This is a genomic window from Cupriavidus sp. (assembly GCF_057315035.1).
Map to the genome: position 1 here is coordinate 45,721 of NZ_DBHKYV010000034.1, position 19,693 is coordinate 65,413.

The following is a 19,693-nucleotide window of genomic DNA, read 5'->3' on the forward strand; positions in this document are numbered from 1 at the left end:
GGCATGAATGGATACGATTCATGCGTCACATCGATTAGCGATAGTCAGCCGTGCGCCGGTGTCGTTTTTGTGCCGCACTCTTTCCTTGAAAGCTCGTATCGCGCTTGGAAATGCCTCATCCGTCAGTGGGGCAGGCTAGGCGTCGCAGGCACCAGTCGCTACACTTGCAGCACGAAAATCTGAATCCCCCAATATCTTGTCTGTCGTCATGAACCAGGAGATCGCGTACCTCCACCCCGTCAAGACCGCCCGCGCGCTGGTGCTGGTTTATCTCTGCTTTTCCGTGCCGATCGTTGCCATGGGCCTGTTCGTGGCCTTCGTGCGCTACGGCGACCTGCCGGGAATTGCGGTCTTCACGGCCCTGATCCTCAATGCGTTGATCGGCTTCGGCCTGCTCTGGCTGGGCTGCAAGGCATACAACTGGGTGGCGGCACGCTTTGGCGGCATCGAAGTCCACGTGCGTGAACTGACTCCCGAAGACCGCCACTAGGCATCAAGCAGGCCGGCAGCACTAAGCAAGCCGGCCCTCGTGCTGCCCCGCCGCGTCAGTTGGCGATGCCGGGGCGACCCCGGTTGTGTCATCGCCAGCATCGGCAGCATCGCCAGTTCCAGCAGTTTCGGCAACCGGCCCCGCCGACGTTCCCAATAGCTGCTCCGCCAATTCCCCCGGCAGCGCTTCCACGGTGCGCAATTTGCGCTCCATCTGCCGCGTCCGCACTTCCGCCTGCTCGATATTGCGAGCGGCACGCACCAGCGTATCGCGTGTTTTGGCGAGTACCTCACCGAACTTGCCGAACTCGGTCTTTACCGCACCGAGCACCTCCCACACTTCGCTCGAACGTTTCTCCAGCGCCAGCGTGCGGAAGCCCATCTGCAGACTGTTGAGCAATGCCGTCAAGGTAGTCGGCCCCGCCACCGTGACACGGAAATCGCGTTGCAGCAGATCCGTGAGCCCTGGCCGGCGCAGTACTTCAGCGTAGAGTCCTTCGGTCGGCAGGAACAGGATCGCGAAGTCGGTGGTGGCAGGCGGCGCCACGTACTTCTGTGCAATCGTCTGCGCCTCGCGGCGCACGGCCATCTCCAGTTCACGGCTGGCCGTATGCACGCCGTCGACATCGCCACGCTCCTGCGCGTCGATCAAGCGTTCGTACTGTTCCTTCGGAAACTTGGCATCGATCGGCAGCCAGACCGGACCACCGCCGGTATCGCGCCCGGGCAGGCGAATCGCGAATTCCACGCGCGCACCCGAGCTGCGCACGGTCTCGACGTTCTTGCCGTATTGCTCTGGCGTCAGGATCTGTTCGAGCAACATTTCCAGCTGCACTTCACCCCATGTGCCGCGCGACTTCACATTGGTCAGCACGCGCTTGAGATCGCCCACCCCCTGCGCCAGCATCTGCATTTCGCCGAGACCACGATGCACCTGCTCCAGCCGGTCGGACACCAGCTTGAACGACTCACCAAGCCGCTGTTCGAGCGTGGCGTGCAGCTTCTCGTCCACCGTGCGGCGCATCTCTTCGAGCTTGGCCGCATTGTTGGCCTCGATGTCGCGCAGCTTCTGCTCGAGCGTCACCCGGACATCGGCCAGCCGTCGTTCGTTGGCTTCCGACATCTGGGCCAGTTGCTGCTGCTGCACCGTGGCGATGCTTGTCAGTTGCGTCGACAGTTGCTGCTGGAAACGCAGCATGTGTTGTCCGGCTTCCCCGCGATTGGCACGGGAGGTCTCGGCCAGTTCGGTGCGTAGCTCACGCTCGAGCCGTTCCAGGCCACGCGCGGTGTCCTCGCGCACATCGTCACGCAGGTCACCGAGCATCGGCTGCAAATCCGCCGCTGGCTGACGCGGCATGCGCACGATCAGCACCAGCAGCAATATCACCGCCACCACGGCGGCGGCAAGTGTCAGCAAGGGTATCAACGTCATGAGAACTTCAAGGGAACTTCACGGGGACTGAGAGCCCGGAATGGTCAGCGGCGACGCGTCATCACTTCGGGGTTGATCACGGTCGGCGGCTTGCCGGCTTGTGGACCGGCATCGAGTGCGGCGATCAGGTTGTCCGCGGCCAGGTTGGCCATTGCGCGTCGCGTCTTTTCTGATGCACTGGCGATATGCGGGGTCAGCACGACATTGGACACGGTCAGCAGATCGGGATGCACGGCAGGCTCGCCTTCAAAGACATCGAGTCCAGCGGCAAAGATCTTGCGATCGCGTAGTGCTTCCGCCAGCGCTGCATCGTCGACGATGCCGCCGCGCGCCAGGTTGATCAGCGTCGCGGTCGGCTTCATCTGCGCCAGCTCTGCCGCGCCGATCGAGTGGTGGCTTGCCGCGCTGTAGGGCAGCACCAGGATCAGATGGTCCGACTGCTGCAGCAATTCCGCCTTGCTGACATAGCGCGCATTGAGCGACTGCTCGACATCGGCCGGCAACTGGCTGCGGTTGTGATAGAGCACCTGCATGCCGAAGCCTCCCGCACGCCGTGCCAGCGCCTGGCCAATGCGGCCCATGCCCAGGATACCAAGCGTGCTGCCATGGATGTCCATGCCGACCAGCATGTCGTAGCTCCAACGCTCCCACTTGCCCGCGCGCAGGTAGTGCTCGCTCTCCGTCACGCGGCGCGCGGTAGCCATCAGCAATGCCCAGCCAAAATCCGCCGTGGTCTCGGTCAGCACATCGGGCGTATTGGTCGCCACCACGCCGGCCGCGGTCAGCGCAGGCACATCGAGGTTGTTGTAGCCCACGGCCATATTGCAGACCGCGCGCAACTGGGGCAATGCGCCCACCAGTTCGCCATCGATCCGGTCGGCTGCGTTGGCCAGCACGCCGGCCTTGCCCGCCAGGCGCGCGCGCAATGCGGCGGCGCCGAGCACCAGGTCTTCCTGGTTGGCGTCGACGTCGAAATACTGTGCAAGGCGATCGATCACATCGGGGTAGATCGCTCGGGTAACCAGGACGGAAGGCTTCATCATGCAGTCACACGTGGAAGAAAAGGAACGTCATCACCAGGAACAGCGGCACCAGCACGGCGCAGGACCACGCCATGTAGCCAAAGAAACTTGGCATGCGCACGCCACGGCTTTCGGCAATCGCCTTGACCATCAGGTTCGGGGCGTTGCCGATGTAGGTGTTGGCACCCATGAACACGGCCCCGGCGGAGATCGCCGCCAGCGTCGAGGCATCGCGTGTCATGAGCGTGGCCGCGTCGCCGCCGGCCGTATTGAAGAACACAAGGTAGGTAGGCGCATTGTCGAGGAATGACGACAGGATGCCCGTGGCCCAGAAGTACATGCTGTCGATCGGCTGGCCGTTGCCGTCGCTGACCGTGCGGATCACGGCCGCGAACGCCCCGTCCGTGCCAGCCTTGAGCATGGCGATGACCGGGATGATCGTCAGGAAGATGCCGGCGAACAGCTTGCCTACCTCAAGGATCGGCTCCCAGTTGAACTCGTTGCCGCTGCGTGCCGCATGCGGCGTCGCGAACAGCGACACCACGGTGACCACCACCAGCAGCACGTCGCGCACCAGCGCGGGCAGCGGTACCTCGGTGCCCATCACATCGAACGCGATGCCTGGCTTCCACAGCCCGCTCATCAGCACCAGTGCGATCACGGCCAGCAGCAGTACGAAATTGATCCGGCCCTCGATGCGGATTCCCGCCGAATCGGGCGTCGGATCATGCGCCGGCGGCAAGGCCTCCTCGCGATGCAGGAAGTAGTGCCGGTCAATGACATAGAACAGCGCCAGCAGCACCACCCAGATAAACAACGTCTCAGGCAGGATGTTCAACAGCGTCCAGGAAAACTCCACGCCCTTGAGGAAGCCAAGGAACAGTGGCGGATCGCCAAGCGGCGTCAGCGCGCCGCCCGCATTGGCAACCAGGAAGATGAAGAACACCACGACGTGCGCCACATGGCGACGGTTGTCGTTGGCGCGCAGCAATGGGCGAATCAGCAGCATCGCCGCACCGGTGGTGCCCATCAGGCTGGCCAGCACGGTACCCAGCGCAAGGATGCCCGTATTCAGGCGCGGCGAACCATGCAGGTTGCCACGCACACAGATGCCCCCCGCCACGACATAGAGCGCGGTCAGCAGGACGATGAAGGGGATGTACTCGGCCAGCAGCGCATGCACGGTATTGGCGGCTGCCGCGTGCAGGCCGAACTGCAGGCCGAACGGCACCAGGAACAGCGCAGCCCACGCCGCGGCGATCTTGCCGTAGTGGTGATGCCAGAACTTCGGCGCGAACAACGGGAACAAGGCAATCGACAGCAGGATGCCGGCAAACGGCACGCCCCAGGCAGGCGACAGCGTGGCGCCGTCGAGATCGGCCGCCCGCGTCCAGGCAGGCGACATCAGCATCGCGGCAAACAGAAACTGGAAAGGCAGCGTAACGACACGACGCATCGAGCGGGATTCTCCTTTATCGCAACACACGCCACGCGGTGTAAGGCAGGCGGTGAAACAGACAAAAAGGCGCACGCGTCCGGGGTTACCAGGGCGTCGGGACGTCAGCACGCAGCGAAGGGCCAAGTGTAAAGCAAAGCCCTCTGAGAAAGGTCTCAAAATGCGCGGAGGACTGCACCGGATGTGCCTCGGAATGCGGTACGCGGTGCCGCTCGCCGCGTCACCCCTGGTCGACCAGGATCACATGCACGCGATACGGACCATGCGCGCCCAGCACAATGGTCTGCTCGATATCGCCGGTGCGCGATGGACCGCTGATGATGTTGGTGGCGCGCGGCAACTGCCCATGTTCGGCGCGCATGCGTGCGAACGCGGCCTCCAGATTGGCGACGATGCGCGAAACAGGTACCACCGCGATATGGGTTTCAGGTAGCAGCGCGGCCGAGGCAAAGGTATCCGGCCCCGACAGCAGCATCAGCGAGCCCGTCTCGGCAATCGCCACGAAGCAGCCCGTAATGCCAACCAGGTCGCCATGATCGTGATCGCCCTGCGGATCGCGCACCGGAGGGCGGCATTCCACATCGAGCCCTTGCTCGGCCCATGGCAGTTCACCGAGGCTGGTCCAGGCCACCGCGCGACGCGCGAGCTTCAGGGCGTCGACATAACGCGCCACGGCACCGGGCACGTCGGCGAGCGTGGCCACGCGATCCACCGTCGATGCCATCTTCTGCGCCTGCACGGTGAAAGCTTCGACGCTATCCTCCGCAATGGCCGGCTGCGGACCTTGCGGATGGCGGGCCAGGTAGTCGGCGACCGCCTCGCGCTCACCGTCGGTGACCTTCGCTCCCCTGCCCTGCGCGGCGCGAATGCGGGCGAAGATGCGGTCACGGGCGGCGTTGGTTTCCATGGCGTTGTCCTGAGGGGCTGAGCTGCCCGATTATAAGAAGGCCGCGCCTGCGCGCGTGAATCCGGTGCATCCGGTCAAGCAGGCACCTGAACATCAAACACCTGCCGCAGATAGGCAAGATAGCCCGGATCGTCGCACATGGTCTTTTCGGGGGTATCCGACAGCTTTGCCACCGGCTGGCCATTGCAGCGCACCATCTTGATCACGATTTGCAATGGCGTGTAGCCGAGATCGTTCGTCAGGTTGGTGCCCACGCCGAAGGCCAGCTTGCAGCGGCCGCGAAAGCGCTCGTAGAGTTCGATCACTTTCGGGATGTTGAGCGCATCGCTGAAAATCAGCGTCTTGCCACGCGGGTCCACGCGATTGGCGGCATAGTGCGCAATCATCCGTTCACCCCATTCGAACGGATCACCGGAGTCATGGCGCACGCCGTCGAACAGCTTGCAGAAATACAGGTCGAAATCGCGCAGGAAGGCATCGAATCCATAGGTATCGGACAACGCGATGCCCAGGTCTCCGCGATATTCGCGCGCCCAGTTGTCGAGTGCATAGACCTGCGAATCGCGCAGGCGCGGCCCTAGCGCCTGGCATGCCTGCAGATACTCGTGGGCCATCGTGCCAAGCGGGGTCATGTCGTGCAGCCGCGCGAAATGGACATTGCTGGTACCCGCCAGTTGCGGCCCAAGAATATCGCGCATCGACAGCAGGACTTCTTCCTGCCAGTCGCACGAGAAACGCCTGCGCGTACCGTAGTCGGCGATCACACAATCGGTGTATTGCGGATTCTTCAACAGCGCCAGCTTGGCCTTGAGCCGGCGGCGACCTTCGTCCAGATCCGGTTGCGGCTGCGTGCGGCGGAAATACACCTCGTTGACGATTGCCAGCAGCGGAATCTCGAACAGGATCGTATGGAGCCACGGACCACGGATCGTGATCTCGATCTCGCCATTGCCCTGGGCCGACGGCTGTACCACGACATACTTCTCGTTGAGGTGGAACAGCGCGAGGAATTCGACGAAATCGCTCTTGATAAAGCGCATGTCGCGCAGATAGTCGAGTTCTTCCGTGCTGAAGCGCAACTGGCATAGCTGCGTGATCTCTGCGCGGATCTCGTCGATGTAAGGCGTCAGGTCCACGCCGGCATTGCGGCATTTGAAACGGTATTCGACATGGGCCTGCGGAAAATGGTGCAGCACCACCTGCATCATCGTGAACTTGTACAGGTCGGTGTCGAGCAGGGAGCGAATGATCATAACGAAGCCAGGCGCGGGGCGTGCCGATGTCAGGCCACCATGCTAACCGAAAGTCACGCCGGTGTTGGCGCTCATGTCGGCGTACATGGCGGCGTACATAGCGGGGCCATTTCCTTCACCCGCCGTCGAGGTTGCGCAACGCGGGCGACTCCAGCGCCCGTGCCCGCCGCGACTGCAGGCACCAGAATCGCTGGCCCTGACCGTCATGGCAGGTCACCAGCGTGGCCTGTGCGCGCGGCACGGATGCCGGCAGCGGTTCGGCGAAGTTGGCGGATGCCACCATGATGCGCTCCTGATAAACGGCCTGCCCGGCCCGATCGAAGCGCAAGACCTGGATCAGCGCATCGGGCGGCGGTTGCAAGTCCTTGTCGCAAGGCAGGAAACCTTCGCGATTGCAATTCGCCATGGCCATGCCCGCGGGTGTGCGTATGACGCTGAAGCTGTCCCATTCGAACGCGGTCAATGCGGATAGCGTCACGGGCTGGTCCGTGCGCGCGCGCCACGCCACCAGGCGCGACACCACGCTGTCAGCCATCTCGCCCTGTTGCGGCAGCGATGGCTGGGCCCACGCACCCGGTGCCGTTACCCCCAGGCAGGCGCCGAACGCGATGGCGCAGCAGATCAGACGGACACTTGGACGAGCTGGCATGGCGGCATCTCTCGTACGAAACAGTTGGAATAGTAGTTCGTTGACCTGCGGCAAGATACCGGCCGTCGCTCCGAAAGCGGCCTTGCAGGCCGATTCTTACGCCGAACGAAGCAAAAAGTACATAAAGAAATAAGAAAACTATCTGACCCGGCTATATAGACTGGCTATCCTTGCGGAATGGCTCGGCTACAATATCGATCTCTGAAAGGCCTCGGCCCCCGCTCGCCCCAAGTTACCCCGATTGCGGTCGCTGACGGTAATACCCGTTGACGCGCAATCCGTAACCAGCAAGAGCGGCCGGTAAGAAACAGGCCTTGGACAATATCCCCATCGAAGACCGATCCGTTTTTCTGGAACCGAAATGACTCACGTTGTCACCGAATCCTGCATCCGTTGCCGCTACACCGACTGCGTTGATGTGTGTCCGGTCGATTGTTTCCGCGAAGGCCCGAACTTCCTGGCCATCGATCCCGACGAATGCATCGACTGCGCCGTGTGCGTGGCCGAGTGCCCGGTGAATGCGATCTACGCCGAGGAAGATGTGCCGGGCGACCAGCAACAGTTCATCGAACTGAACGCCGACCTGGCCCGTAGCTGGCCGTCCATCACCAAGACCAAGGCCCCGCTGGCCGAGGCCGAGGAATGGAAGGACGCCACCGACAAGCTGCAGTACCTGCAACGATAAGAAAGACCGGCGCTCTCGGAGAAACGGTCCGGTAGCCGCGCCAGCGGCACCGGAACCGGCCTGCGGGCGCCACAGAAAGCCGTCCCCGCGCTTTCCCGCAATACCGGGCCCCCGCGTGCCCGTAACGTATCAGGACGAATATGGACTTGAGCATCCCAAACACCGTGGCCGACACGACCCTGCAGGTCAGCGGCAGCAACGGCGGCCAGCCGCTGGAAATCGACGCGCTGATCGTGGGCGCGGGCCCGGTTGGCCTGTTTCAGGTGTTCGAACTCGGTCTGCTTGAAATCAAGGCGCACGTGATCGACTCGCTCAAGGTGGTGGGCGGCCAGTGCGTGGAACTGTATCCGGACAAGCCGATCTACGACATCCCGGCCGTGCCGATCTGCACGGGCCAGGAACTGACCGACAACCTGCTCAAGCAGATCGAGCCGTTCTCGCCCACATTCCACCTGGGCCAGGAAGTCAGTGTCGTGGAACGCCGCGAAGACGGACGTTTCTTCGTAGAAACCTCGCTCGGCACCCGCTTCATCACCAAGACCATCTTCATTGCCGCCGGCGTGGGCTCGTTCCAGCCGCGCCTGGTCAAGGTGGAAGGCATCGACAAGTTCGACGGCAAGCAACTGTTCTATCGCGTCAAGGATCCGAGCCGCTTCCACGGCCGTAACCTCGTGATCGTGGGCGGCGGCGACTCGGCGCTGGACTGGACGCTCGACCTCGTCGGCAAGGCCGAGTCGGTCGTGCTGATTCACCGTCGCGACGGCTTCCGGGCCGCGCCGGCCTCGGTGGCCAAGATGCGCGAGTTGTGCGAGCAGATGGAGATGCAGTTCATGGTCGGCCAGATTGGCGGCTATGAAGAGAAGGACGGCGTGCTTACCGATATCAAGGTAACCGGCGGCGACGGCGTAACCCGCCGCATGCCGGTGGATGACCTGCTGGTGTTCTTTGGCCTGTCGCCGAAGCTCGGGCCGATTGCCGAGTGGGGCCTCGACCTGGAGCGCAAGCAGATCAAGGTGGATACCGAGAAGTTCGAGACGAACGTTCCCGGCATCTTCGCGGTGGGTGACATCAATACCTACCCGGGCAAGAAGAAGCTGATCCTGTCGGGCTTCCACGAAGCCGCGCTGGCAGCGTTTGGCGCCGCGCCATATATCTTCCCGGACAAGAAGATCCACATGCAATACACCACGACTTCGCCGAAGCTGCACAAGGTTCTGGGCGTCGAATCGCCGGTGTTCGACTGACGAAATCGGACCCAATGCAAAAAAACCGCCGCATGGCGGTTTTTTTGTTTGCACAAATCAAAAAGCTGGCTATAATGCGGCCTCGCTGTTGAACACGGCAACGCAGCAAAAGGCGGAAACGCCCGCTGCAAGCCAGTTCCAAGGCGAACCAGAGTTATGGCAACAACTTCTGACGAAAACAAAACGTTAAAAAGTTGTTGACGAAACGAAGAGAGGCTGGTTATAATTTCTTTCTCAGTTGTTCCCCGATAGCTCAGTTGGTAGAGCGCCGGACTGTTAATCCGTAGGTCCCTGGTTCGAGCCCAGGTCGGGGAGCCAAAAAATTCAAGGAAAGGCCGATGCGAAAGCATCGGCTTTTTTCTTTTCCGCAGCCGATTCGCACTACCCCCGGAAGAACGCCGGTTGAAGCTCGATCGTTGCCGGACATCCCAACTACCACCCTTCTTCTGGCTCACGCTGTTGCAGTGGCCCCACGACACCGATTGCCAACTTCCGGGCACATTTTTCGGTGTATGATCTTGGATTGCCCTGACTTACTTGACTCTCGTTCGGTATACCTGTAAAAGCTTACCGGCGTATTTCTTGCGCAAGATCCACGGAAACAGGTAGTAGTCGCCAAGTTTTTACCTACGTAGGAAAATTTGGCCTGTCACCCCTGACACAGGCAGTACGGATTTCGGTCCATGCAGGTTTGAGGGGGCGCACCGCGGCGTTCGCCACCAGGTGCAATACCACCGTCACTGAAGGCTCCGGAGCCCCACCGTGACGACGTTTCCCCCCTATGAACCCACCGCCTCCCGGCGGTTATTCCTGAAGGACTGAATTGACTAAGATCGTTCTGAAACCGGGCGAGCCCGTTGAAGTTGCAATGCGTCGTTTCCGTCGCGCCATTCTGCAGACTGGCCTGATCGTGGAACTGAAGAGCCGCACCTCGTATGAAAAGCCGACGACCGAGCGCAAGCGCAAGAAGAAGGCTGCCGAGGCTCGCCTGCGCAAGCGTCTGCGCATGCAAATGCTGCCGAAGAAGCTCTACTGATTCGCGCATTGCCATAAAAAACCGCCAGCTAGCTGGCGGTTTTTTTTCGTCCTGCCATCGGGCTCGGCGCGCCCTGCGCCGCTCAACTGCGCGAGGCGATCAGTGCCCCTGCCCCGATCAGCGTAATGCCGCCAGCGCGCTGCACATTCGTCTGCGCACGCTGCGAAGTCAGCCGGGTAGCCAGCGAGCGCGCCAGCATGGCGTAGAGCATTGCGTTGGCACTGGCAAGCACCACGAACGTCGGGATCAACACCACGGCCTGCGGCCAGAACGCGAGCTTGGCATCAATGAACTGCGGCACAAAGGCCACGAAGAACACGATGCTCTTCGGATTCAGCGCCGTCACGAGCCACGCCTTGGCGAAACGCTGGCGGCCGCCTCCCGCTTGCGACGACATATCGAGCGGTTTGGCCCGCTTGGCCGTGCGTAGCGCCTGCACCCCCAGGTACACCAGATAAGCGGCTCCTGCCCACTTCAGGCCCGTAAAGAGCGTGGCAGAGGCTGCCAGCACCGCCCCCAGGCCCACCATCGACAGCGTGAAGGCCGTCAGGTCTCCGGCCGCGACGCCCGCCACCGTGGCATACGCGCTGCGCCCGCGATGCGCCAGTGCATCGCCAATCACCAGCAGGATCGTCGGCCCCGGAATGATCAGCAGAACCACGCTGGTCAGTACGAACGTGATCCAGTGTTCCAAAGACATGCTCGCCCCTCCCTTGCTTTCGGATTGTTATTGGATGGCTTTCGCCCTGAATCGCCAAGATTACGCCTGACGCGCGTGCCTCGCCAGCCCGGCGATATCCCTGCCGGTGGAATTGTCTTGCTGCGATGCGCCAACAATGCGCCACGCGATGGCCGGCATAATGCGGGATATCGCTTCATGGGGCCCATGCCTTGACTGCCATCCTCCAGATGCGCAATGTGCGCAAACTCTATGGCGACCAGGTCGTCGTCGACAACCTTGACCTGGAAGTCCAGCCCGGCCAATGTTTTGGCCTGCTCGGCCCGAACGGGGCGGGCAAGACCACCACGCTACGCATGCTGCTGGGCTTGACCACGCCCGCATCGGGCACGTTGACGTTGTGCGGTGAACCGATCCCGCAGCGCGCCCCCCAGGCGCGCATGCGCGTGGGCGTGGTGCCGCAGTTCGACAACCTTGACCCCGATTTCTCGGTGATCCAGAACCTGCGGATCTTCGGCCGCTACTTTGGCCTGTCGTCGGCGCAGATCGCTGAGCGGGTGCCGAAGCTGCTCGAATTCGCGCGGCTGGAGAACCGGGCCGAGGCACAGGTGCGCGACCTCTCGGGCGGCATGCGCCGGCGCCTGACCGTGGCACGCGCGCTGATCAACGATCCCGACCTGCTGGTCATGGACGAGCCCACTACAGGGCTGGACCCGCAGGCACGCCACCTGATCTGGGAGCGGCTCAAGTCGCTGCTGGCCGCCGGCAAGACCATCCTGCTGACGACCCATTTCATGGAGGAAGCGGAACGGCTTTGCAACCACCTGTGCGTGATCGACGCCGGCCGCAAGATCGCCGAGGGCAAGCCGCATGAACTGATCGACCGCGAGATTGGCTGCGACGTAGTGGAAGTCTACGGCGATGAACTCGAACCGTTGCGTGCCACGCTGACACCGCTGGCCGAGCGCTGCGAGATGCGCGGCGAGACGCTGTTCTGCTATGTGCGGCAGCCCGATGCGCTGCTGGCCGCGCTGCATGGCAGGGGCGGCATCCGTTACCTGCACCGGCCCGCCAATCTCGAGGACGTATTCCTCAAGCTGACCGGCCGCGAGATGAGAGACTGAGATGAGCGAACAGGACCCACGCAACCCCGACGTCGCCATGCCCGCCACCCGAGCCGCGGCGCCCCCGCACCAGCACTATCCCCAGCCGCTGTTGCCGCGCAACGCGCGGAACTGGATGATGGTCTGGTACCGCAACTTCATGGTCTGGAAGAAACTGGCGATCCCGTCGATGATCGGCAATCTGGCCGACCCGATGATCTACCTGTTCGGCCTGGGCCTCGGCCTGGGCCTGCTGGTGGGCCAGGTGCATGGCGTGTCGTATATCGCCTTCCTGGCGGCCGGCACCACCGCATCGAGCGTGATGATGTCGGCCAGCTTCGAATCGATGTATTCGGCGTTCTCGCGCATGCATGTGCAACGCACCTGGGAAGCCATCATGCACGCGCCCCTGACGCTCGGCGACGTGGTGCTGGGTGAGGTGCTGTGGGCCGCCAGCAAGGCGGTATTGTCAGGCTCGGCGATCATGCTGGTAGCGGGCCTGCTCGGCTACGCACAGTTCCCTGGCGCGCTGGCCGCACTACCGGTGATCGTGCTGGCCGGCATCGCGTTTGCAAGCCTGGCCATGATCGTCACGGCCCTGGCGCCGAACTACGACTTCTTCATGTTCTACCAGACCCTGGTGATCACACCGATGCTGCTGCTGTCGGGCGTGTTCTTTCCGCTGGAACAGTTGCCGGAAGGCGCGCAAAAAGCCACGCAGGTGCTCCCGCTGGCGCACGCAGTGGCATTGATTCGTCCGTTGATGCTGGGCAGGCCGGTAGAGAACGTTACGCTGCATGTGGCCGTGCTGGCCGGTTATGCGGCGGTGGCTTTGGTGGCGGCGCTGGTGTTGCTGCGCAGGCGGTTGCTGCGCTGAGGGAAGGACTTGGAGGAAGTTGGCCCCCCTCTCCCATGGAATGGGAGAGGGGTTGGGGGAGAGGGCAACGCGGTTCAAACAGCGATATCGCGTATTGAAAGCCCCGCCCTCTCCCCCACCCCTCTCCCGCGCGCGGGAGAGGGGAGAAAAACGTCGCTACTGACCTAGACCCCGCAGCAAATCGGTCTTCAAATCTTCCACCGACTCCAGGCCCACGGCCAGGCGGATCAGGCCTTCGGTGATGCCGGCGGCAGCCTTTACGTCCGGCGCTACACGACCATGGGTGGTCGTGTACGGATGGGTGATCGTGGTGCGCGTGTCACCGAGATTGCCGGTGATCGAGCACAGCTTGGTACTGTCGATCACGCGCCAGGCATTGGCACGCATCTGCTCCGGTGTTGCGCCCTTCAGTTCGAACGACACGATCGCACCGCCGCCGCTTTGCTGGCGCTGCGCAATCTCGTACTGCGGATGCGATGTCAGCGCCGGATGGAACACGCGGTTCGCGGCCGGATGCGATTCCAGGAACCCGGCAAGCGCCAGCGCGCTTTGCGAATGGCGCTCCATGCGAATCGCCAGCGTCTCCATGCCCTTGAGCAATACCCACGCATTGAACGCCGACAGCGTCGGGCCCGCGGTGCGCACGAATGGAAACACCTTGCCCATGATGTAGTCGTGCTTGCCCAGCACGGCGCCGCCAAGGACGCGACCTTGCCCGTCGATATGCTTGGTGGCCGAATGCACCACCACATCGGCGCCAAACCTGATTGGTTGTTGGAGCGCCGGCGAGCAGAAGCAGTTGTCGACCACGAACAGCGCGCCCGCGTTGTGCGCAATGTCGGCAACCGCCGCGATGTCCGATACCTCGGTCAGCGGGTTCGACGGCGTTTCCAGGAAAAACAGCTTGGTATTCGGCTTCACCGCGGCACGCCACGCCGACAGGTCGCCGCTGTCGACATAGGTAGTCTCGACGCCGAACTTGGCCAGGATCGTATTGAACAGCGTCATCGTCGACCCGAAGATCGAGCGAGAACTGACCAGGTGATCGCCAGCCTGCAGCGATGCCAGTGCCACCGACAGGATCGCGCTCATGCCCGACGCCGTGGCCATGCAGGCCTCGGCGCCCTCCAGCGCGGCCAGGCGCGACTGGAACATCGATACGGTTGGATTGGTAAAACGCGAGTACGTGTAACCCTCTTCCGAGTTGGCAAAGCGCTCGGCAGCTTCGGCGGCGCTGTTGAAGCAGAAGCTCGAGGTCAGGTACATGGCCTCGGAATGCTCCATGAACTCGCCGGAACGCAGCGTTCCGGCGCGTACGCCAAGGGTATCGATACCGTAGGAATCAGGGTTGAACGGTTCGCTCATGCTGCTCCCTACCCAATGATGGTCGTCGGTCGTTACTCGTTACCGCCCGAGCGCTGCAGGTGCAGCTGCGAACGTTCGGTTTCGCCAGCGTTGCCGCCCTCACGGTCCGCCTGGCTGCGCGCAGCCTCCAGACGATCCAGGTAAGCGTCGTCGATATCGCCGGTGATGTACTTGCCGTCGAAGCAGGACGCATCAAAGTCGCGCAGGTTCGGGTTGATGTCGCGCACCGCCTGCTTCATCGCTTCCACGTCCTGGTACACGAGCTGGTCCGCACCGATCATGCGCGCCACTTCTTCGTCGGTACGGCCGTGTGCCACCAGTTCGCCGCGCGTCGGCATGTCGATGCCGTACACGTTAGGGAACTTCACCGGCGGCGCGGCCGACGCGAAGATCACCTTCTTGGCGCCGGCGTCGCGGGCCATCTGCACGATCTCGAACGAGGTGGTACCACGCACGATCGAATCGTCGACGATCAGCACGTTCTTGTCCTTGAACTCCACGCCCATGGCGTTGAGCTTCTGGCGCACCGACTTTTTGCGCACTGCCTGGCCTGGCATGATGAAAGTACGGCCCACATAGCGGTTCTTGAAGAAACCCTCGCGATACGGCACACCCAGCGCATTGGCCACCTGCATGGCAGCCGGGCGGCTCGAATCGGGAATCGGCATGACCACGTCGATCTCGCCAGCCGGCACTTCGCGGCGGATCTTCTCGGCCAGGTAGTCGCCCATGCGCAGACGCGCGTCATAGACCGGCACACCGTCGATGCACGAGTCCGGACGGGCCAGATACACGTATTCGAAGATGCAGGGCGTCAGTTGCGGATTTTCAGCGCACTGCTTGCTGTGGAGCTTGCCGTCCAGGTCGACGAAGATGGCCTCGCCCGGCGCCACGTCGCGGTCCATGGTGTAGCCCATGCCTTCCAGCGCCACCGACTCCGAGGCAATCAGGTATTCCTTGCCGGTCGGCGTATCCACACTGCCGATGCACAGCGGACGAATGCCGAACGGATCGCGCACGGCCAGCAGGCCATAGCCGGAGATCTGCGCGGTAATGGCGTAGGCGCCCTTCACGCGGCGATGCATGCCGGACACGGCCTTGAAGATGATCTCGGGGTCCAGAGCGTTGCCACCGCTGGCACGTTGCAGTTCGTCGGCCAGCACGTTCAGCAGCACTTCGGAGTCCGAATGCGTATTGATGTGGCGACGGTCGCGGCGGAACATTTCCTCGCGCAACTGTTCCGAGTTGGTCAGGTTGCCGTTGTGGGCCAGCATGATGCCGTACGGCGCGTTCACATAGAACGGCTGGGCTTCCTCCTCGCTCGACGAGCCGGCGGTCGGGTAGCGCACCTGGCCAATGCCCGAGGTACCGGGCAGGCTGCGCATGTTGCGCGTGCGGAACACATCGCGCACCAGGCCATTGGCCTTGTGCATGTGGAAGGTGCTGCCGTTGGCCGTGGCGATGCCGGCTGCATCCTGTCCGCGGTGTTGCAACAGCAGCAGGCTGTCATAAATGAGTTGGTTGACAGGGCTGGTGGAAACCACGCCGACGATACCGCACATGCCGAACTCCCAGGAAAGGCAATTAATTCAGGGGCGCGATCCCGTCATGGGCGAGACGGGATCTGCGTTGATACTGCGCCACGGGCACGCGTGATTCAAGTGCCCGCGTCTTCAATCATGTCTTTACATACTTCGCCAGGTCGGGCGGCAGCCACTGCCGCAACTCGCCCATCGCCTGCACCACATACGGACGCGACACCGCGTCACGCCAGAACTGTTCTTCGGGCAGCTTCGTGAGCCCCGCCAGCACGACGACCAGCATCACGATCAGCACCCCGCGCGCCAGCCCGAATACCAGGCCCAGGCCGCGATCCGCAGGCTTGAGGCCAGTGGTTTCAAGCAACTGGCCCAATACCGCCCCGGCCAGTGCCGACACGATCCACGTGCCGAAAAACACGGTCAGGAAGCCCAGTGCGCTGCGGGTCAGTTCGCCGCCGGGCAGCGAGCCGGGCATCCACTGCGCGGCCATGCCGCCGAAGTGATAGGCCAGCACAAACGCCACGACCCATCCCACCAGCGCCAGTACCTCGCGCACCAGGCCCCGCAGCACGCCAATCAATGCCGACGCCACCAGGATGAAGGCAACGCCGTAGTCAAAAAAAGTAAAAGCCATGCGTGCGACGTGGGTCCCTGTCAGATGGGGGCGATCTGCCGCCCTGCAATTGCCGGGTAACTGGCGTGATTACTGCTCGACCACCTTCGAGGTCAGGCCGATGGCCCGTACCTTCTTGTCGGCCGCATCGGCCGCATCGCGACTGGTAAACGGCCCGGCACGCAGCAGAAGCCGGTCACCATCGGCCAGCGTCTTCTTTTCCACATAGGCCGGTACCTTGCTCTCCTTGAGCTTGGCCAGCCAGTTCTTCGCGCGCTCCTCTGAAGAGAACGCGCCAATCAGGATCAGGTATTTGGTGTTCGCGGCGGCCGGCTTGTCGGCATGTTTATCGGCAGGCTTGGCATCTGCCACCTTGGCGTCGGGCTTGGCATCGCCCTTGGGCTTGTCCGCCGCCGTCGTGCTGACGATTTCCTCGCCGGCGTCGAGTGCCGCGTCATTGCGGCTGGCATTGGCCGAAGGCGGCAGCGGATCGGCCTTGCGGGGCTCGACCTTGGGCTTCTGTGTGCCCTGCCCGTTGGCCACGCTCACGGCCACGTCGTCCGAGACCGGGCGCGGCTTGTGTTCGAAGACGATCGGCAGCACGATGACCGCGGCAGCCAGCATTACCACGGCACCGATCAGGCGGCGCCGCGCGCGTTGCTTCTGGGGAAAGTCTGGATCGAGGGTATCGTCGGCATATTCCTCGGCCGACCGGCGCGACGCGCCAATGCCGGCGCTCGACTCTGCGCGCGTGCGGCGACCGCGTTCGGGTGCCGGATCAGTGCCCTTGCGGGACGAGAACAGCGAAAGCAGGCCCATAAATGCCCAAAGAGTGGTGTTCGGTGCGATCAGTACGATCAGTTGAATCGGTGCGATCGGTGCGATGTCGTTCCAGCCCGACCGATGACCTCTCAGTTGGCCTGGGTTGCACGGTATGCCAGCACGCCGGCCACGGTGTAGAACGACCCGAAGACCAGGATTCTATCATTCTCGGTGGCTCTCTCGATGGCATCGCGATACGCCAGTTCCGGACTTGAAAAGCATGCGGCGGTATTGTCCGGGCCTTCGCGGAAGCCCGTTGCATCCAGCTTTTCGCGCAATTCGGCGGCGGTGGCGGCACGTGTCGTGGGCAGGTCGCACAGGCACCAGTGATCGACCTTGTCGGCCACCTGATGCAAGACACCGGCAATGTCCTTGTCCTGCATCGATCCGAACACCGCATAGGTGTAGCGGAAAAATCCCATGTTATCGAGGTTCTGACCCAGCGTGGCGGCTGCATGGGGGTTGTGGGCCACATCGAGGATCACGGCCGGACGCCCGGGCATGACCTGGAAGCGCCCCGGCAACTCCACGAACGCCAGGCCGTTGCGCACTTCCTGCGCACTGACCGGCAGGCGCGGACGCATGGCCTGCAGCGCGGCCAGCGCCGCCGATGCATTCAACAACTGGTTGGCACCACGCAGCGCCGGATAGCCCAGGCCATTGAGCTTGCGCTCACGGCCGGTCCAGTCCCACTGCTGGCGCTCCTGGCCCCCGGCAGCCTGATGGCGGAAATCGCGGCCCACCAGCCACAGGTCGGCGCCAATGGCCTCGGCGTGATCGATCAGCGACTGCGGCGGCACCGGGTCCCCACAGATTGCCGGTACCTGCGGGCGGAAGATACCAGCCTTTTCGTAGCCGATCTTCTCGCGCGTATCGCCGAGGTACTGGGTATGGTCGATATCGACGCTGGTAATCACGGCGCAATCGGTGTCGATCACGTTGACCGCGTCAAGGCGACCGCCCAGTCCGACTTCCAGCACCATGGCATCGAGCCCGGCCGATGCAAACATGTGGATGATCGCCAGCGTCGTGAACTCGAAGTACGTCAGGCTGACCGGATCGGCAAAGCTCGTGCGGGCGCGCTCCACGGCCTCGAAATGCGGCAGCAGTTGCGCATCGGTCGCCTGCTCGCCATTCAGGCGTGCGCGCTCGTTGAACGTGATCAGGTGCGGCGAAGTGTGCAGGCCCACCTTGTAGCCCGCTTCCAGCAGGATGCGTTCGAGCATCGCGCAGGTCGACCCCTTGCCGTTGGTGCCACCCACGGTAAAGACCACGGCGTCGATGCGCAGGCCCAGCGCTTCCTTGACGCGCGTGATGCGCGTCAAACCCATGTCGATGCCCACGGGATGGGCGGTTTCCAGGTGCTGGAGCCAGTCGGGAAGATTATGAAAAATAGGCATGCTGTTCGACGACACTACAAAAACAAAAATGGCGCGGGGGTTGGCCCCGCGCCATTGTCCTGCAAATCATACGATCGCGTCAGGCCACCGCATCGGCCGGCTGCTTCTGCAGCAGCGCGAGCAACTGGGCCAGTTCCGCGCGCAGCTTGCGGCGGTCGACGATCATGTCGATGGCGCCCTTCTGCAGCAGGAACTCGGCGCGCTGGAAGCCTTCCGGCAGTTTCTCGCGCACGGTCTGCTCGATCACGCGCGGGCCGGCAAAGCCGATCAGCGCCTTCGGTTCCGCGATCACCACATCGCCCAGGAACGCGAACGACGCCGACACACCACCCATGGTCGGGTCGGTCAGCACGCTGATGAACGGCAACTTGGCATTCGACAGCTGGTTCAGCATGGCCGTGGTCTTGGCCATCTGCATCAGCGACAGCAGGCTTTCCTGCATGCGCGCACCGCCCGTGGCGGTAATGCAGATGAACGGCACCTTCTGCTCGAGCGCGGCCTGCGCGCCGCGGGCAAAACGCTCGCCCACTACCGAGCCCATCGAACCGCCCATGAACTCGAACTCGAAGCAGCTCACCACCACGGGAATCGTGTGGATTGCGCCGCCCACGACCACCATCGCATCGGTCTCGCCCGTTTCATCCATGGCGACCTTGATGCGGTCCGGGTACTTTTTCGTGTCCTTGAACTTCAGTGCGTCCACCGGCACGATTTCCTGGCCGATTTCATAGCGGCCTTCGGCATCGAGCAGCTTGTCCAGCCGCTCGCGCGAACGAATGCGCATATGGTGGTCGCACTTCGGGCAGACGTGCAGATTGGCCTCGACATCGGTGCGGTACAACGTGGACTCGCACGACGGGCACTTGACCCACAGCCCTTCCGGAATGCCCTTGCGGGTGGAGGGGTCGGTCTGTTGAATCTTGGGAGGCAGGAGTTTATCCAACCAGCTCATGAAAGCTCCTTTCGGATAGCTGCCGCACGCGCATCAACGCCTCATTCCGAGAGGTCGGACACGGGGACGGCAGGGAATCAGGTCGCGAATTTACCACGCCGGACACCACCAGCCGAAACAAATCGCGCCAATTGTGCTACGTAAAGCACAAATGACGCGAGTTTCTCG

19 protein-coding genes and 1 tRNA gene are annotated in these 19,693 nt (G+C 62.8%); 7 read left to right on the plus strand and 13 right to left on the minus strand.

Features of this window, described 5'->3' with window-relative positions; all coding sequences use genetic code 11:
* Positions 1 to 208: 208 nt before the first annotated feature.
* Complete coding sequence (locus ACO550_RS29710; protein ID WP_315596954.1) at positions 209 to 490, plus strand: hypothetical protein; 282 nt, start codon at positions 209 to 211, stop codon at positions 488 to 490.
* 21 nt (positions 491 to 511) lie between these two features.
* Here the strand turns inward: ACO550_RS29710 and ACO550_RS29715 are convergent, their stop codons facing one another.
* From ACO550_RS29715 to ACO550_RS29740, 6 genes are all read right to left on the minus strand, one after another.
* Positions 512 to 1,921, minus strand: a complete 1,410-nt coding sequence (locus ACO550_RS29715) for a DNA recombination protein RmuC (RefSeq protein ID WP_485995055.1) — start codon at positions 1,919 to 1,921, stop codon at positions 512 to 514.
* 44 nt (positions 1,922 to 1,965) lie between these two features.
* Positions 1,966 to 2,961, minus strand: coding sequence for a D-glycerate dehydrogenase (locus tag ACO550_RS29720; protein ID WP_315596997.1), 996 nt, complete (start codon positions 2,959 to 2,961; stop codon positions 1,966 to 1,968).
* A gap of 7 nt (positions 2,962 to 2,968) precedes the next feature.
* Positions 2,969 to 4,399 (minus strand): sodium:proton antiporter, encoded by a 1,431-nt coding sequence (locus tag ACO550_RS29725; protein WP_315596955.1) that lies wholly within the window; start codon positions 4,397 to 4,399, stop codon positions 2,969 to 2,971.
* A 220-nt stretch (positions 4,400 to 4,619) separates the two neighbouring features.
* Positions 4,620 to 5,306, minus strand: coding sequence for an LUD domain-containing protein (locus ACO550_RS29730; RefSeq protein ID WP_315596956.1), 687 nt, complete (start codon positions 5,304 to 5,306; stop codon positions 4,620 to 4,622).
* 74 nt (positions 5,307 to 5,380) lie between these two features.
* On the minus strand, positions 5,381 to 6,559 hold the full coding sequence (pncB, locus tag ACO550_RS29735; RefSeq protein ID WP_315596957.1) for a nicotinate phosphoribosyltransferase: 1,179 nt from the start codon (positions 6,557 to 6,559) through the stop codon (positions 5,381 to 5,383).
* A 115-nt stretch (positions 6,560 to 6,674) separates the two neighbouring features.
* A complete protein-coding gene (locus tag ACO550_RS29740) occupies positions 6,675 to 7,208 on the minus strand; it encodes a hypothetical protein (RefSeq protein ID WP_315596958.1) in 534 nt (177 codons plus the stop codon).
* A 361-nt stretch (positions 7,209 to 7,569) separates the two neighbouring features.
* Here ACO550_RS29740 and fdxA point away from each other — a divergent pair, with 361 nt between their 5' ends.
* The 4 genes from fdxA to rpsU all read left to right on the plus strand — a co-directional run bounded on the left by fdxA (position 7,570) and on the right by rpsU (position 10,173).
* The gene (gene fdxA, locus ACO550_RS29745; protein WP_315596959.1) at positions 7,570 to 7,893 is read left to right on the plus strand and encodes a ferredoxin FdxA; all 324 of its coding nucleotides are present in this window, start codon (positions 7,570 to 7,572) and stop codon (positions 7,891 to 7,893) included.
* A gap of 140 nt (positions 7,894 to 8,033) precedes the next feature.
* The gene (locus tag ACO550_RS29750; RefSeq protein WP_315596960.1) at positions 8,034 to 9,137 is read left to right on the plus strand and encodes an FAD-dependent oxidoreductase; all 1,104 of its coding nucleotides are present in this window, start codon (positions 8,034 to 8,036) and stop codon (positions 9,135 to 9,137) included.
* A 242-nt stretch (positions 9,138 to 9,379) separates the two neighbouring features.
* Positions 9,380 to 9,455, plus strand: a tRNA-Asn gene (locus ACO550_RS29755).
* Positions 9,456 to 9,960: 505 nt separating this feature from the next.
* Complete coding sequence (gene rpsU / locus ACO550_RS29760; RefSeq protein WP_315596961.1) at positions 9,961 to 10,173, plus strand: 30S ribosomal protein S21; 213 nt, start codon at positions 9,961 to 9,963, stop codon at positions 10,171 to 10,173.
* Between the two features lie 82 nt (positions 10,174 to 10,255).
* On the opposite strand, the gene ACO550_RS29765 is transcribed toward rpsU, so the two are convergent.
* Complete coding sequence (locus tag ACO550_RS29765; protein ID WP_315596962.1) at positions 10,256 to 10,873, minus strand: LysE family translocator; 618 nt, start codon at positions 10,871 to 10,873, stop codon at positions 10,256 to 10,258.
* Between the two features lie 209 nt (positions 10,874 to 11,082).
* Between ACO550_RS29765 and nodI the strand changes: the two genes are divergently transcribed.
* Together nodI and ACO550_RS29775 are read left to right on the plus strand one after the other, a co-directional pair.
* Positions 11,083 to 11,976 (plus strand): nodulation factor ABC transporter ATP-binding protein NodI, encoded by an 894-nt coding sequence (gene nodI / locus ACO550_RS29770; protein WP_315596998.1) that lies wholly within the window; start codon positions 11,083 to 11,085, stop codon positions 11,974 to 11,976.
* A 1-nt stretch (position 11,977) separates the two neighbouring features.
* Complete coding sequence (locus ACO550_RS29775) at positions 11,978 to 12,832, plus strand: ABC transporter permease (protein WP_315596963.1); 855 nt, start codon at positions 11,978 to 11,980, stop codon at positions 12,830 to 12,832.
* Positions 12,833 to 12,988: 156 nt separating this feature from the next.
* Here the strand turns inward: ACO550_RS29775 and ACO550_RS29780 are convergent, their stop codons facing one another.
* The 6 genes from ACO550_RS29780 to accD form a co-directional block, all read right to left on the minus strand.
* Positions 12,989 to 14,197 carry an O-succinylhomoserine sulfhydrylase gene (locus tag ACO550_RS29780; protein ID WP_315596964.1) on the minus strand — a complete coding sequence of 403 codons (1,209 nt, stop codon included), beginning with the start codon at positions 14,195 to 14,197 and terminating at the stop codon, positions 12,989 to 12,991.
* A 32-nt stretch (positions 14,198 to 14,229) separates the two neighbouring features.
* Complete coding sequence (gene purF, locus ACO550_RS29785; RefSeq protein ID WP_315596965.1) at positions 14,230 to 15,759, minus strand: amidophosphoribosyltransferase; 1,530 nt, start codon at positions 15,757 to 15,759, stop codon at positions 14,230 to 14,232.
* Positions 15,760 to 15,874: 115 nt separating this feature from the next.
* On the minus strand, positions 15,875 to 16,372 hold the full coding sequence (locus ACO550_RS29790) for a CvpA family protein (RefSeq protein WP_315596966.1): 498 nt from the start codon (positions 16,370 to 16,372) through the stop codon (positions 15,875 to 15,877).
* A gap of 69 nt (positions 16,373 to 16,441) precedes the next feature.
* Positions 16,442 to 17,170, minus strand: coding sequence for an SPOR domain-containing protein (locus ACO550_RS29795; protein ID WP_315596967.1), 729 nt, complete (start codon positions 17,168 to 17,170; stop codon positions 16,442 to 16,444).
* Between the two features lie 92 nt (positions 17,171 to 17,262).
* Positions 17,263 to 18,573 carry a bifunctional tetrahydrofolate synthase/dihydrofolate synthase gene (gene folC, locus ACO550_RS29800; RefSeq protein ID WP_315596968.1) on the minus strand — a complete coding sequence of 437 codons (1,311 nt, stop codon included), beginning with the start codon at positions 18,571 to 18,573 and terminating at the stop codon, positions 17,263 to 17,265.
* Between the two features lie 79 nt (positions 18,574 to 18,652).
* A complete protein-coding gene (gene accD / locus ACO550_RS29805) occupies positions 18,653 to 19,525 on the minus strand; it encodes an acetyl-CoA carboxylase, carboxyltransferase subunit beta (RefSeq protein WP_315596969.1) in 873 nt (290 codons plus the stop codon).
* Between the last annotated feature and the right edge of the window lie 168 nt (positions 19,526 to 19,693).